The 14,650-nt window shown below is 45.3% G+C and carries 10 protein-coding genes, 1 tRNA gene and 1 pseudogene; 10 read left to right on the forward strand and 2 right to left on the reverse strand.

Annotated features, from left to right (window positions below):
* The 10 genes and pseudogenes from tuf to rpoC form a co-directional block, all read left to right on the forward strand.
* Positions 1-128 (forward strand): annotated as a pseudogene (tuf, locus tag IT527_RS04815) (elongation factor Tu); the annotation flags it as partial.
* Positions 129-169: 41 nt separating this feature from the next.
* Positions 170-245 (forward strand) — tRNA-Trp (locus IT527_RS04820).
* A 101-nt stretch (positions 246-346) separates the two neighbouring features.
* Positions 347-691 carry a preprotein translocase subunit SecE gene (gene secE, locus IT527_RS04825; protein ID WP_292967249.1) on the forward strand — a complete coding sequence of 115 codons (345 nt, stop codon included), beginning with the start codon at positions 347-349 and terminating at the stop codon, positions 689-691.
* Positions 692-709: 18 nt separating this feature from the next.
* Positions 710-1,243, forward strand: coding sequence for a transcription termination/antitermination protein NusG (nusG, locus tag IT527_RS04830; RefSeq protein ID WP_292967251.1), 534 nt, complete (start codon positions 710-712; stop codon positions 1,241-1,243).
* Positions 1,244-1,360: 117 nt separating this feature from the next.
* Positions 1,361-1,792 (forward strand): 50S ribosomal protein L11, encoded by a 432-nt coding sequence (rplK, locus tag IT527_RS04835; RefSeq protein ID WP_292967252.1) that lies wholly within the window; start codon positions 1,361-1,363, stop codon positions 1,790-1,792.
* A 3-nt stretch (positions 1,793-1,795) separates the two neighbouring features.
* Positions 1,796-2,488 (forward strand): 50S ribosomal protein L1, encoded by a 693-nt coding sequence (gene rplA / locus IT527_RS04840; protein ID WP_292967253.1) that lies wholly within the window; start codon positions 1,796-1,798, stop codon positions 2,486-2,488.
* Between the two features lie 309 nt (positions 2,489-2,797).
* On the forward strand, positions 2,798-3,313 hold the full coding sequence (gene rplJ / locus IT527_RS04845) for a 50S ribosomal protein L10 (protein WP_292967254.1): 516 nt from the start codon (positions 2,798-2,800) through the stop codon (positions 3,311-3,313).
* A gap of 67 nt (positions 3,314-3,380) precedes the next feature.
* The gene (gene rplL, locus IT527_RS04850; RefSeq protein ID WP_292967256.1) at positions 3,381-3,755 is read left to right on the forward strand and encodes a 50S ribosomal protein L7/L12; all 375 of its coding nucleotides are present in this window, start codon (positions 3,381-3,383) and stop codon (positions 3,753-3,755) included.
* A 338-nt stretch (positions 3,756-4,093) separates the two neighbouring features.
* A complete protein-coding gene (gene rpoB / locus IT527_RS04855; RefSeq protein ID WP_292967297.1) occupies positions 4,094-8,170 on the forward strand; it encodes a DNA-directed RNA polymerase subunit beta in 4,077 nt (1,358 codons plus the stop codon).
* A gap of 74 nt (positions 8,171-8,244) precedes the next feature.
* Positions 8,245-12,462 (forward strand): DNA-directed RNA polymerase subunit beta', encoded by a 4,218-nt coding sequence (rpoC, locus tag IT527_RS04860; protein WP_292967258.1) that lies wholly within the window; start codon positions 8,245-8,247, stop codon positions 12,460-12,462.
* Between the two features lie 245 nt (positions 12,463-12,707).
* On the opposite strand, the gene IT527_RS04865 is transcribed toward rpoC, so the two are convergent.
* Together IT527_RS04865 and IT527_RS04870 are read right to left on the reverse strand one after the other, a co-directional pair.
* A complete protein-coding gene (locus IT527_RS04865) occupies positions 12,708-13,931 on the reverse strand; it encodes an FAD-dependent oxidoreductase (protein WP_292967259.1) in 1,224 nt (407 codons plus the stop codon).
* Positions 13,894-14,631, reverse strand: coding sequence for a glycerophosphodiester phosphodiesterase family protein (locus IT527_RS04870; RefSeq protein ID WP_292967260.1), 738 nt, complete (start codon positions 14,629-14,631; stop codon positions 13,894-13,896). Before IT527_RS04870 ends, IT527_RS04865 begins: the two co-directional genes overlap by 38 nt.
* Positions 14,632-14,650 lie beyond the last annotated feature (19 nt).

Consider the following 14,650-nt stretch of genomic DNA (forward strand, 5'->3'; position numbering starts at 1 on the left):
CTGGCGATAATATATCGGTTACAGTTAACCTGATTGCACCAATTGCAATGAGTGAAGGTTTGCGTTTTGCAATCAGAGAAGGTGGCCGTACCGTGGGCGCAGGTGTCGTCGCTAAGGTGATTGAGTAGTTTTGTTGATTTGGTTGTTGTGTGTTTAAGCTTTTGGGAATAGGCCAGTAGCTCAATTGGCAGAGCGTCGGTCTCCAAAACCGAAGGTTGGGGGTTCGATGCCCTCCTGGCCTGCCATGGAATAGTAAAAACAGGTTTGTGCCTTGCCTTTATTGGCTGACAATGTGAAAAATCCCTAATCCCTTGAGGGATAAGATAAAACTTACGAGAGTGGAAAAGTGAATAAAATTAAGCTTGGGTTGGCGGTATTTTTAGCGATAGCCGGCTTTTTTAGCTTTTATTTTCTTCAAGATAGCCCCATGGTAGTTAGGGTGATGTCTCTGCTGCTGGGATTAGTTTTTGCATTCGTGATAGTTTTATTTACGACGCAAGGAAAGCAGCTGTTTTCTTTTTTCCGGGATTCGGTGGATGAGGTAAAGAAAGTTGTTTGGCCAAGTCGAAAGGAAACGTTACAGATGGCGGGTGTGGTTTGTGCGTTTGTTATAACGATGGCGTTTTTTTTGTGGATAATAGATTCAAGTTTGATGGCGATTGTTAAGTATGCTATGGGTCAGGAGAGTTGAAGGTGTTCCGGGAGGAATATGAGTAAGAAATGGTACGCCGTTCATACCTATTCCGGTTTTGAGAAAAATGTAAAAAAAGCATTGAAAGACCGGATAGCACAGCTCAAGCTTGAGGAAAAATTTGGTGAGATACTGATACCGGTAGAAGAAGTGGTTGAAGTAAAGGGTGGCCAGAAAAATATTAGTGAAAGGAAGTTTTTCCCGAGCTATATCCTGATTGAGATGGAGATGACTGATGAAACGTGGCATTTGGTTAAAGGGACACCAAAGGTTACGGGGTTTGTTGGCGGGACGTCCATGCAGCCCGTTGCAATAAGTCATAAAGAGATTGAAAGTATATTTAATCAGGTAAAAGAAGGGGTAGAAAAGCCTAAGCCAAAAGTGGTTTTTGAAGCGGGCGAAGCTGTGCGCGTAAAAGAAGGGCCGTTTACTGATTTTCATGGAAATGTTGAGGAAGTTAATTACGACAAAAGTAAGTTGTGGGTGTCGGTATCTATTTTTGGGCGACCAACTCCTGTCGAATTAGATTTTCATCAGGTTGATAAGATTTAAAAAATCGTTGTCGTTCAGAGTAAGTGCAATCTTATAGCTAAGCAAAAACTTAAGAAATAACTAAAAAAGGGGAGGGTATCGTAAGTGATACTCGTTTGAACCCGACAGGAGAATATTTTGGCAAAAAAAATAATAGGTTATATAAAACTTCAGATCCCGGCAGGTAAGGCAAATCCAAGTCCACCGGTAGGGCCTGCTCTTGGCCAGCGTCAGTTGAATATTATGGAGTTTTGTAAGGCTTTTAACGCGGCTACGCAGAAGATGGAACCGGGTTTGCCGGTACCGGTAGTAATAACTGCTTATGCAGATAAAAGTTTTACATTTGTTCTGAAAACAACTCCTGCATCTGTTTTAATTAAAAAGCTGTCTGGCCTCAGTAAGGGAAGTGCGCAGCCACACGTAGATAAGGTGGGTAAGTTAACACGCGAACAGGCAGAAGAGATTGCCAAAATAAAAATGGCAGACCTTACCGCAGCCGATATGGATGCAGCTGTGCGGACGATTGCCGGAAGTGCCAGAAGCATGGGCGTGGAAGTGGAGGGAGTGTGAGATATGGCTAAAATTTCAAAGCGTTACAAAGAAATAGCGCAAAAGGTTGATCGTAACCGTTTGTATCCACTAACTGACGCGTTGGCACTTGTAAAAGAAACTGCCGTAGCAAAATTTGATGAATCAGTCGATATTGCAATAAACTTGGGTATTGATGTACGTAAATCTGACCAGGTGGTAAGGGGTTCGGTGGTTTTACCATCGGGAACTGGAAAGACAGTTAGAGTGGCGGTCTTTGCACAGGGAGATAAAGCTAAAGAAGCTTTGGAAGCGGGTGCAGATATTGTAGGTTTTGAGGATCTCGCAGAACGTGTGAAAGCAGGTGAGATTAATTTTGACCTGGTTATTGCCAGCCCTGATGCGATGCGCGTAGTTGGACAATTAGGTCAGATACTTGGGCCGCGAGGGTTAATGCCAAATCCAAAGGTTGGGACAGTAACAACCGATATTGTAAATGCGATTAAGAATGCCAAGGCCGGTCAGATTCAATTCAGGGCTGATAAAGCGGGTATAGTGCATTGTACAGTAGGGAGAGCTTCTTTTAATGTGGAAGCACTTAAGGCAAATGTTGTGGCATTGGTGGAGGCGTTGAATAAATCAAAGCCAGCAACGTCCAAAGGTGTTTATCTGCGCAGGATGGCTGTTTCAAGTACGATGGGTGTGGGTGTGCGTGTAGATCACACCGAGACGTTGTAAGGTTATAGTAAAAGAGCTTTGGGCTGTTGATTTATAGAGTCAGCAGATTGTCAAAGACCGTCGGGGCCGTTTTTTAATACGCCAGCAATTAGTAAGTTAGTTGTTGGCTGAGATGGGCTTAATAGCAAGGTTTGCTGGTTTAATTAATAAAAATTAGTAACCATAATAATTGCTCCCAACGTAGATGGTGTACCCACAAGCAGGTAGAGGTAAATTTCTCCTGGTTAGGACGCCGTTTTTTGATGTAAAAGGGTTATCGTTTATGTAACGATAGGTTTTTATTGGCTAAATTCTGACTGGAGAGTATTTTTGGGTCAAAATATCGAAGAAAAAAAGGCAATTGTTGCCGAGGTAAGCGGGCAAATAGCAAAAGCTCAGGCCGTAGTTATAGCTGAATATCGTGGACTGGGAGTGGATAAATTCACACAATTGCGAGTCAAAGCTCGCGAGTCAGGTGTTTATTTCAGAGTAATCAAAAATACTTTTGTAAGACGGGCGGTAGCTGGTACTCCGTTTTCCGATCTGGCTGAATCGATGGTGGGGCCACTTGCTTATGGAATCGGTAGTGATCCTGTTGCAACTGCAAAAGTTTTTCATGAGTTCGCCAAGGGTAACGATCATTTTGTAATTAAAGCCGGGGCTATGGCAGGGGTAGTAATGTCTGATAAAGATGTTGCTGCTCTGGCTGTATTGCCTGGTAGAGAAGAGTTGCTCTCTAAATTGCTTGGTACTATGCAGGCTCCGATTGCAAAATTTGTTAGAACACTTAATGAAGTACCATCAAAGTTTGTGCGCGGGCTTGCTGCAGTGCGTGATAAAAAATAATTGTCATGGCTGACTGGAAACAATTTATATCAATTTGATCAGAATTTAATTTATATCAGGAGAGAAAATGGCTACGGGAAAAGCAGAAATTTTAGATTCTATTGCGAATATGACAGTTCTGGAGCTATCCGAGCTTATTAAGGAAATGGAAGAAAAGTTTGGTGTTTCAGCAGCGGCTGCAACAGTTGCCGTGGCTGCGGCACCGGCAGCAGCTGCTGCTGTTGAGGAGCAAACTGAGTTTTCTGTAATCCTTACTTCAGCGGGTGATAACAAGGTTAATGTTATTAAAGTGGTTAGAGCTGTTACTGGATTAGGTTTGAAAGAAGCAAAGGATTTGGTTGATGGTGCACCTAAAGCTGTTAAAGAAGGTATTTCTAAGGAAGATGCTGAGTCACTTAAGAAGCAGTTAATTGAAGCTGGTGCTGGTTGCGAGATTAAATAAGTGATTTAACCACAAAGGCTGGTTAGTGCATATTTGCTACTACCAGCCTTTGTTTATATACGGAAGCTGAAGGTATCTTTCCATATAAAGCCAGGTAAGTTACAGTAAAAAAAGAAAGACATTTTTCAAAGCTGACCTTGCTATTTTATTTATATTTTTTCAATTACTTTTAACATCTTTGCCTATAGTGATATGAGCTGTTAGAGTAAAGCGTTTCTTATCATAGCCCACGTATTTTGCAGGTAGGGTTAGTGTTGCAGTTCTGTTTCAATCGGAAAGCACTAAACCAAATAAAAACCCCGCAACCCAATTGTATCTTCAGCGCACGGAGAAATTTAATGAGTTACTCGTTTGCCGAGAAAAAACGTATTCGGAAAAGTTTTGCTAAACGTGCCAGTATTCTACCATTTCCGTTTCTTCTTGCCACCCAAATAGAATCTTATACCGATTTTCTGCAGGCGGAGATTACGCCCGCTAAACGTAAAAATCAGGGGTTACAGGCAGCATTTAACTCAGTTTTTCCAATAGAGAGTCATTCCAATAATGCTCGTCTGGATTTTATAAGTTATTCACTTGGTTCCCCTGTGTTTGATGTTAAGGAATGTCAGCAAAGAGGACTTACTTATGCATCTCCGTTACGTGCCAGGGTTAGATTGACTATTTTGGATAAGGAAGCATCCAAGCCGACCGTCAAAGAAGTCAAAGAGCAGGAAGTTTATATGGGTGAAATTCCGCTTATGACTGATACGGGGTCCTTTGTCATCAACGGCACGGAGCGCGTCATTGTTTCACAGCTGCACCGCTCGCCTGGCGTATTTTTTGAGCATGATCGCGGAAAAACCCATTCATCCGGAAAGCTGTTATTTTCTGCTCGTATTATTCCGTACCGTGGTTCCTGGCTGGACTTTGAGTTTGATCCAAAGGATTACGTTTATTTCAGGATTGATCGTCGCCGTAAAATGCCGGTTACGACTCTCTTGAAATCTATGGGTTACACTTCTTCGCAGATTCTTGCAGATTTTTTTGAATTTGACCGCTTTACCCTGTTAGAAGATAACAAGATCCTTTTTGATCTTATACCTGAGAGATTGCGTGGAGAATTAGCGAGTTTTGATATCACTTCAGAAGATGGCAAAGTATTTGTACAGAAGGATAAGCGGATAACAGCAAAACATGTGCGTGATTTGCAGCAAGCCAAACTTACTAAAATTCCCGTACCTGAAGAATTTTTACTGGGGAAAATTCTGGCTGAGGATGTTATCGATAAGGAAACCGGAGAGGTTGTTGCCCTTGCGAATAGTGAAATAAATGAGACACTGCTTGAGCGGATCAGGCAGTCCGGAAACAGTGCCATTAATACACTGTTTGTAAATGATCTTAACTATGGCCCTTTTATTTCGCAAACATTAAGAATAGACGAAACTACGGACCAAATGTCTGCACAGGTCGCTATTTACAGAATGATGCGTCCTGGAGAACCTCCTACTGAAGAAGCCGTTCTGGCTTTATTTAATGGCCTTTTCTATTCTTCTGAGCGTTATGATTTATCCGTTGTTGGACGGATGAAATTCAACCGTAGAGTGGGACGCGAGGAACTAACCGGATCTACAACATTATCCAATGATGACATTATTGATGTAATCAAGATACTGGTCGAACTGAGGAATGGTCGAGGAGAGATTGATGATATTGATCACTTGGGGAATCGTCGTGTTCGCTCTGTTGGCGAATTAGCCGAAAATCAGTTTAGAGCCGGGTTGGCCCGGGTTGAAAAAGCGGTTAAGGAGCGGTTGAGTCAGGCGGAATCCGAAAATCTCATGCCGCATGATTTCATCAATGCTAAGCCGGTATCTTCAGCGATCCGTGAATTTTTTGGATCGAGTCAGTTGTCGCAATTTATGGATCAAACTAATCCTCTGTCTGAAATAACGCATAAAAGACGTATTTCAGCATTGGGACCAGGTGGCTTAACACGTGAACGTGCAGGTTTTGAGGTGCGAGATGTGCATCCAACGCATTATGGGCGTGTTTGTCCGATTGAAACACCGGAAGGACCGAATATCGGCCTGATCAATTCGCTGGCGCTCTACGCCAGAACGAATGAGTACGGGTTTATAGAAACGCCATATCGAATGGTTAAGAATGGCCGGGTAACTGAAGAAGTTGTTTATCTTTCAGCTATCGAGGAAAGTCAGTATGTGATTGCTCAGGCAAACGCAAATTTTGATCAGGATGGGATATTTACTGATGAAGTTGTTTCATGTCGCCATAAGAATGAATTTACTTTGGCGTCCAGAGACCAGATTGAGTATGTTGATATTGCTCCTGCTCAGATTGTATCTGTAGCAGCGTCTCTTATTCCTTTCCTTGAACATGATGATGCTAACCGGGCATTGATGGGTTCGAACATGCAGCGCCAGGCTGTCCCCTGCTTACGGGCAGAGAAACCCCTAGTTGGTACAGGGATTGAGCGAGTGGTTGCCGTGCATTCGGGTACTGCGGTTAGAGCAATACGTGGCGGTATAGTGGATTATGTGGATGCCGGCCGTATCGTGATTCGTGTACACGATGCAGAAGCGCGCGCGGGTGAAGTTGGTGTGGATATCTATAACCTCACAAAATATACCCGTTCGAACCAGAACACTAATATCAATCAGAGACCTATTGTAAAAATAGGGGATGTGCTTTCGCGTGATGATGTGATTGCAGACGGTGCATCAACAGATTTGGGCGAGCTCGCACTAGGGCAGAATATGTTAATAGCATTTATGCCCTGGAATGGCCTTAATTTTGAAGATTCTATTCTGATATCAGAAAAAGTTGTTTCTGACGATCGATTCACTTCAATCCATATTGAGGAATTGTCAGCCGTCAGTCGCGATACAAAATTGGGTACCGAGGAAATAACTGCAGATATACCTAATTTATCTGAGCGTCAGCGTGCACGTCTTGATGAATCAGGGATAGTCTATATCGGTGCTGAAGTTGAAGCTGGTGATGTGCTGGTAGGTAAAGTGACGCCTAAAAGCGAAACACAGTTAACGCCGGAAGAGAAACTTTTGCGGGCAATTTTTGGAGAAAAGGCTTCTGATGTTAAAGATACGTCCCTGCATGTACCAGCTGGTATTTCCGGAACGGTAATTGATGTACAGATTTTTACGCGTGAAGGGGTGGATCGCGATAAACGTTCTAAACAGATAATTGCCGATGAGCTGGGTCGTTTCAAAAAAGATTTGGCTGACCAGATGCGTATTGTTGAAGCAGATGCATTCCAACGTGTGGAACGCTTGCTTGTCGGTAAAATTGCCGCTGGCGGACCTAAAAAACTGGCAAAAAACTCGGTTATTACTCATGAATATCTCGAGAGTGTCGAGCGGCATCACTGGTTTGATATTCGTTTGGTTGATGAGAGTACAAGTCTGCAGCTGGAGCAGATTAAGGACAGCCTGGTACAAAAGCGGAAATTTTTTGATCTGGCTTTTGAAGAAAAACACAGAAAACTTTCCCAGGGTGATGAGCTGCCGCCCGGTGTGCAGAAAATGGTGAAAGTTTATATTGCTGTGAAAAGAAGATTGCAATCCGGTGACAAAATGGCGGGCCGCCATGGAAACAAGGGTGTTATCTCCAAAATCGTACCAATAGAGGATATGCCATATATGGCTGATGGTACACCGGTTGATGTCGTATTGAATCCGTTGGGTGTGCCTTCACGTATGAATATTGGCCAGGTGCTTGAAGTACATTTGGGGTGGGCAGCCAAGGAACTGGGTAAACGGGTGAATGAAATGCTGGCTTCACAGCGTAATGTTTCTGAAATTCGCGAATTTTTGAACAAGATCTATAACAGTGGTGGTAAACAGGAAGATTTGGCTTCACTGTCGAATGAAGAAGTGTTTGCACTTGCAAAAAACCTGAGAAGTGGTGTGCCTTTCGCTACGCCGGTATTTGATGGGGCCCACGAGTTAGAGATTAAACAGATGTTGAAGCTGGCCGGGTTGCCTGAATCTGGTCAAACTACACTTTATGATGGCAGAACTGGGGAAGCGTTTGATCGTCCGGTAACTGTTGGTTATATGCATGTATTGAAACTCCATCACCTGGTGGATGACAAGATGCATGCCCGCTCTACAGGGCCATACAGTCTTGTTACACAGCAACCGTTAGGCGGTAAGGCTCAGTTTGGAGGACAGCGCTTTGGTGAGATGGAGGTGTGGGCACTGGAAGCTTACGGTGCTTCTTATACCTTACAGGAGATGCTTACCGTGAAATCTGATGATGTGAACGGGCGAACCAGAGTTTACGAAAGTATTGTCAAGGGCGACCATAAAATTGATGCAGGCATGCCGGAATCTTTCAATGTGCTGGTTAAGGAAATCAGATCTCTGGGGTTGGATATTGACCTGGAACAACATTGATATATTTGTCGGCACGATATTCAGAATTTCTTTGATCCATTTCAGGTTTATACGTTGATCCACAGGAGTGAAACGTGAAAGCGCTGCTTGATTTATTTAAACAAGTTACACAAAAAGAAGAATTTGACTCTATAAAAATAGGGCTGGCTTCCCCTGAGAAGATTCGTTCATGGTCTTATGGAGAAGTAAAAAAACCAGAGACAATTAATTACCGGACATTTAAACCGGAGAGGGATGGTCTGTTCTGTGCCAAAATTTTTGGTCCGGTTAAGGATTACGAATGTCTCTGTGGTAAGTACAAACGGCTCAAGCACCGGGGCGTGATATGTGAGAAGTGCGGGGTAGAGGTTACTTTGTCCAGAATCAGGCGCGAGCGAATGGGCCATATAGAACTGGCTTCACCCGTCGCACATATCTGGTTTCTGAAATCACTGCCATCGCGTCTTGGACTTGTTCTCGATATGACGTTACGCGATATCGAACGGGTTCTGTATTTTGAAGCCTATGTCGTTACTGATCCCGGTATGACCCCGCTTACCCGGGGGCAACTTCTGACAGAAGATGATTATCTGAACAAAACTGAAGAGTTCGGAGATGATTTTAATGCCACGATGGGTGCAGAAGGGATTCGTACTCTGCTGAGCAGCATGGATATCCCGTCGGAAATAGAGTCTTTGCGCCTGGAAATACAGTCAACAGGTTCGGAAACCAAGATCAAAAAAGCTGCCAAACGGCTCAAGGTACTTGAAGCATTCAATAAATCAGGCATGAAGCCGGAATGGATGATATTGACGGTATTGCCGGTTCTCCCACCTGAATTGAGGCCTCTGGTCCCGTTGGATGGTGGACGTTTTGCAACATCTGATCTGAATGATTTATACAGACGCGTTATCAATCGCAATAATCGTCTGAAGCGGTTGCTGGAACTGCGGGCACCCGAAATTATTATTCGTAACGAGAAACGGATGTTGCAGGAATCGGTAGATTCATTACTTGATAATGGCCGCCGAGGAAAGGCCATGACCGGGGCAAATAAGCGGCCTTTAAAATCGCTTGCGGATATGATCAAAGGTAAAGGTGGCCGTTTCCGTCAGAATTTGCTGGGCAAGCGTGTTGATTATTCTGGCCGTTCTGTCATCGTGGTGGGCCCGCAGCTCAAGCTTCATCAGTGTGGTTTGCCGAAAAAAATGGCTCTGGAATTATTCAAACCGTTTATTTTCAATAAACTGGAAGTAATGGGTGTTGCAAGCACGATCAAAGCCGCCAAACGAGAAGTTGAAAACGAAAACCCTATCGTTTGGGATATTCTGGAAGAAGTAATCCGTGAACATCCGGTGATGCTTAACCGCGCCCCTACCCTGCACCGGCTTGGTATCCAGGCGTTTGAGCCTGTTCTCATCGAAGGAAAGGCGATCCAGCTGCACCCGCTTGTATGTGCCGCCTTCAATGCTGACTTTGATGGTGATCAGATGGCCGTACACGTTCCATTGTCACTTGAGGCGCAAATGGAATGCCGTACTTTGATGCTGGCAACTAACAATGTGCTGTCGCCAGCGAATGGTGACCCGATTATTGTTCCTTCTCAGGATATCGTGCTGGGTCTTTATTATATGACTCGCGAGAAGGCGGGTGCTCTGGGTGAGGGAATGGTTTTCTCCGATGTCTCGGAGGTGCTGCGTGCTTATGAAAACAGGGTGGCAGAGTTGAATGCACGAATCACTGTCAGAATTAAAGAGAAGAAAAAACCTCATACACCTGGTGAAGAACTACTTGAAACAGTAACGCGTTATGAAACCACCATTGGTCGAGCAATTATTTCTGAAATTCTTCCGGCAGGACTTCCTTTTTCCGTAGTCAACAAAGCACTCAAGAAAAAAGAAATTTCAAAGCTTATTAATGCAAGTTTCCGTCTGTGTGGTTTACGGGAAACCGTTATTTTTGCGGATAAGCTGATGTATTCAGGCTTTACCTATGCTACACGCGGTGGTATTTCCATATGCCTGGATGATCTTGTTACGCCTTCGCAGAAAAATAATATTATTCAGGCAGCTGAACAGGAAGTGCATGAAATTGCCAATCAGTACATATCCGGCCTGGTAACACAGGGAGAACGTTATAACAAGGTGGTGGATATCTGGGGTAAAGCTGGTGATCAGGTAGCAAAAGCAATGATGGATCAGCTTAGTGTTGAACCTGTGGTTGATCGTGAAACCGGGCAAATCAGAACCGATAAAAACGGGAAGGGTGTTACACAGGAGTCATTTAACTCCATCTACATGATGGCGGATTCAGGAGCTCGCGGCTCTGCTGCGCAGATTCGCCAGCTTTCCGGTATGCGTGGTCTGATGGCAAAGCCGGATGGTTCGATTATTGAAACACCGATTACAGCCAATTTCCGTGAAGGACTCAACATTCTTCAATATTTTATTTCTACCCATGGTGCGCGGAAGGGGCTGGCTGATACAGCACTTAAAACGGCAAATTCAGGATATCTCACTCGACGCCTGGTTGATGTAACTCAGGATCTGGTTATTACAGAAGATGATTGTGATACAGATGGTGGCGTAGTAATGAAGGCCCTGGTGGAAGGTGGTGATGTCATTGAATCATTACGGGAGCGGATATTAGGCCGTGTTGCTGCGACCGATATCGTAAACCCGGAAACTGGCATCGTGATTTATGCAGCAGGTACGTTGCTCGATGAAGATGCGGTTGGCGAGATCGAAGCTTGCGGTGTGGATGAAGTCAAAGTCAGGACGCCGCTGACCTGTGAAACCCGCTATGGATTGTGCGCAAAATGTTATGGGCGTGATCTGGGTCGAGGCATGTTAGTCAATGTAGGGGAAGCGGTGGGGGTAATCGCCGCACAGTCGATTGGTGAACCAGGTACCCAGTTGACCATGCGAACATTCCATATTGGTGGCGCAGCTTCAAGGACCATTGTAGCGAATCAGGTTGAAAGCAAGTCCAATGGGATTATTCGTTATTCTCATCACGTTCGTTATGTAAAGAATGCTCAGAATGAGCTGATCGTAATTTCTCGCAGCGGTGAGGTTTATATTCAGGATGAAAATGGCCGTGAACGTGAACGGCATAAGATTCCTTATGGTGCAACCTTGCTTGTTCAAGATGGTGAAACGATCAGGATCGGGCAAATTTTGGCTTCATGGGAGCCGCACAAACGTCCGATCATTGCGGAATATGCGGGCAAAGTTCGATTTGAAAATGTGGAAGAGGGCGTAACGGTAGTCAGGCAAATTGATGAGATAACCGGGCTGGCAACGCTGGTAGTCATTGATCCGAAACGGCGCAGTGCTTCACAATCTAAAGGGTTGCGGCCTCTTGTCAAATTTTTGGATGAGAATGACAAGGAAATCAATATCCCGGGTAGCGATCAGCCTGTCAGCATTACATTTCACGTCGGATCTATCATCACGGTTCGAGATGGCCAGCAGGTGAGTATTGGTGAAGTTTTGGCCCGTATTCCTCAGGAAACATCGAAAACGCGTGATATTACGGGAGGTTTACCGCGAGTGGCCGAATTGTTCGAAGCCAGGGTGCCCAAAGATGTGGGTTTCCTGGCAGAAGCAACTGGTACGGTAGCATTCGGAAAGGACACCAAAGGGAAACAGCGCTTGGTTATTACTGATCTGGATGGCGTCGCGCATGAATATCTGATTCCTAAAGATAAGCATGTGACAGCACATGATGGCCAGGTAGTGAACAAAGGGGAGGTAATCGTTGACGGCCCAATAGATCCTCACGATATATTACGATTACAGGGGGTTGAGGCATTGGCCCGCTATATTAGTGACGAGGTGCAGGATGTATACCGCTTACAGGGGGTGCGCATCAATGATAAGCATATTGAAGTGATTGTTCGTCAGATGTTACGTCGAGTCCAGATAACGAACGCGGGTGATTCAAGTTTCATCCCGGGCGAACAGGTCGAACGTGCGGAAGTGCTGACCGAAAATGAAAAGCTTATGGCTGAAAACAAGATACCTGCCACCTATGAATATGTGTTGTTAGGTATAACCAAGGCATCACTTTCCACTGACTCATTTATTTCGGCAGCTTCTTTCCAGGAGACTACCCGTGTCCTGACAGAGGCCTCAATCATGGGTAAAAAAGATGATTTGCGTGGTTTGAAAGAGAACGTGATAGTCGGTCGGTTAATACCGGCGGGTACAGGGCTGTCTTTCCATAATGCCCGGAAAAAGCAGCGATCATCAGAGCACACGACTTATCTCGATACTGATTTAACAGAAAGTGAAGCCGTTGAGCGATGAGGTTTATCGTTCGCAGATCTTAAGAATCATCCGGAAAATCCCGGGAATATTTATTCAGAGGGTTTCCCGGGTGAGCTAAAGGCTCTCTGCGAAGTGTTAGCGAAGCAGCCGGCACGAAGAAAAAACAGGTAAAAAACAGATGGTGTAAGTAAAACGCGGCTTACAGATTTAAATACGTATTTTTGGGTGATTTTTAACGTAATAATGGCAACACAGAGAGTTTTTCAGGAGACGCTTAAGGAAGTTTAAGGAATTTTCAGTGGTAGCTGTGAGACATCCGCCCTGGGGGTTCTGACAGGAAGTGAAAGACGCAAGGTGTGCAAGACTTTCCTGGCGGTTGCACGGCAGACCGTCAGCTTCCCTCCGTATATTCCAACGACCCGTGGAGATTGCAGGGAATCAGGCTGCAGGTGGGTTTCACGCGAGCGGCTGAACGGGGTATTGTGCGATGCAGGTAGTACACGTAAACCGGAAAATCGATCCAGAACCTTAGCGCTGTGATCGGGAAAATAATACCGGAAGCAGCCCAGCAGATAATTTTCTTCCGCTTTTAGCGGAAGCACTTTTTCAGGATCGCCCCTGAATACTGTCTCGGTCGTGCCCAGTAAAATATGCTGCTTCCATGGCATGGCGAAAATGGCTCTCTGATCCTGCGGTGATTCGAGATAATAACAACCCCTGTCTAATTTTCCTTCTAATATCAGATGAGTGCCTTGTACCAGCTCTACCGGGTACGATGGCAATGCTGGCGAGATGCGTTCTGCTACCTGATTTATCCAGGGGCCGGCGGCATTGACGAGTGCGCCTGCCGTACACTGATAGCGCCGATCATTTTCCAGAAATTCAATTTCACAGATATCCTCATAAATTGTTGCGTGGATAAGCTCTGCCGGGCAGCGTAATTCTGCACCTAACGAAGATGCAGAATGCATGATTGCCCGAGTGAGTGCCTGATCATCAGTCTGTGCATCCCAATACTGAAAGATGTGCTTGAGTCCACGTATGGAAATACCATCCAGTGTTCCCCATCTACTTCTGGGTATGGAACGGAAACCTGATCCCTGACCCAGTCCTGCCAGTAAAGCATAAAGACTGAGTCCGGCGCGTATGGTCAGCGGATTACGTAAGGTCTGGTCGTAAACAGGAATATAAAACGGTTGCAGGCTAACGAGAGAAGGTGCCAGCCGCAGCAGTGCCGCACGTTCTTTCAGGCTTTCCCGTACCAGACTAAACTGGCCGCTTTCCAGATAACGCAGGCCACCATGGATCAATTTGCTTGAACGGCTCGATGTACCCGCTGCCAATGCTGTTTTCTCCAGTACCAGCACGTCATAACCGTGAGCGGCTGCCGCCTGTGCAACTGCTACGCCCTGAATACCTCCTCCAATAATGGCAATGTCGTAGTGGCAGGTAATGGACATGGTCTGTGGATCAGGGAGTAAGCAGGGTGCCGATTGTATCGGTTTCAATCAGTGTAATACCGGCTTGTGCGTAATCGAGTGCTGTATTGTAATCGTTAACGGTATAGATCACCCATTGCCAGGAACCTGACCAGAGTTGATCGAGTTTTGCGGGCAGGCAATGAATGCTGCTGAACAGGTAATCCGGCTGCAAATGTTTAGCCATGGCAGATTGTTCATGAGTCCAATTGTCAATGATCCAGCCGGTTTTGTATTTCTGACGTGATTTAATTTGCATCATCAGTTCCCAATCGAACGAAATCAGGACACATTGTTCATATACCCGGTCAATAACCGGAAGAATTGCATCCATTGTCTGACCCAAGCCAAACCGGGCAATACTTTCAGCTTTGATTTCAACGAATGCAATAACCTGGAGATGCTGTGACAGATACCGGCTTAATTTCGCCAAACGGGAAATGGGGACAGGTGCGGCCGGACTGACTGTACTTGTGGAGTCGGGATATGGAACTGCCAGCAAGTCGATTTCATTGTCTGCCAGCTCTGTCAGATAAGCGTCGCAGCCAGTCAGCCGCTTCAGGTCGTTATCATGACAGAGATAGGGGGTGAGCTGGCGGCTCAGCTGAATATCAGTTTCAATATAACGGGCACCTGCCCGGACTGCGGCATCAATTCCGACCAGAGAATTTTCCGGATACAATGCAGGATACCCTCGATGAGCAACGAAACAGGGAATGTTATGTGCCATGGCAAAAAAACGGATCTGA

The organism is Nitrosomonas sp., from assembly GCF_020852615.1.
Lineage (GTDB): Bacteria > Pseudomonadota > Gammaproteobacteria > Burkholderiales > Nitrosomonadaceae > Nitrosomonas.

Excerpts from the sequence above, each read along its gene's own strand:
- rpoB (WP_292967297.1), top strand. The coding sequence starts at position 4,094 with ATGAGTTACTCGTTTGCCGAGAAAAAACGTATTCGGAAAAGTTTTGCT.
- nusG (WP_292967251.1), top strand. The coding sequence starts at position 710 with ATGAGTAAGAAATGGTACGCCGTTCATACCTATTCCGGTTTTGAGAAA.
- rplL (WP_292967256.1), top strand. The coding sequence starts at position 3,381 with ATGGCTACGGGAAAAGCAGAAATTTTAGATTCTATTGCGAATATGACA.
- IT527_RS04870 (WP_292967260.1), bottom strand. The coding sequence starts at position 14,631 with ATGGCACATAACATTCCCTGTTTCGTTGCTCATCGAGGGTATCCTGCA.
- rplA (WP_292967253.1), top strand. The coding sequence starts at position 1,796 with ATGGCTAAAATTTCAAAGCGTTACAAAGAAATAGCGCAAAAGGTTGAT.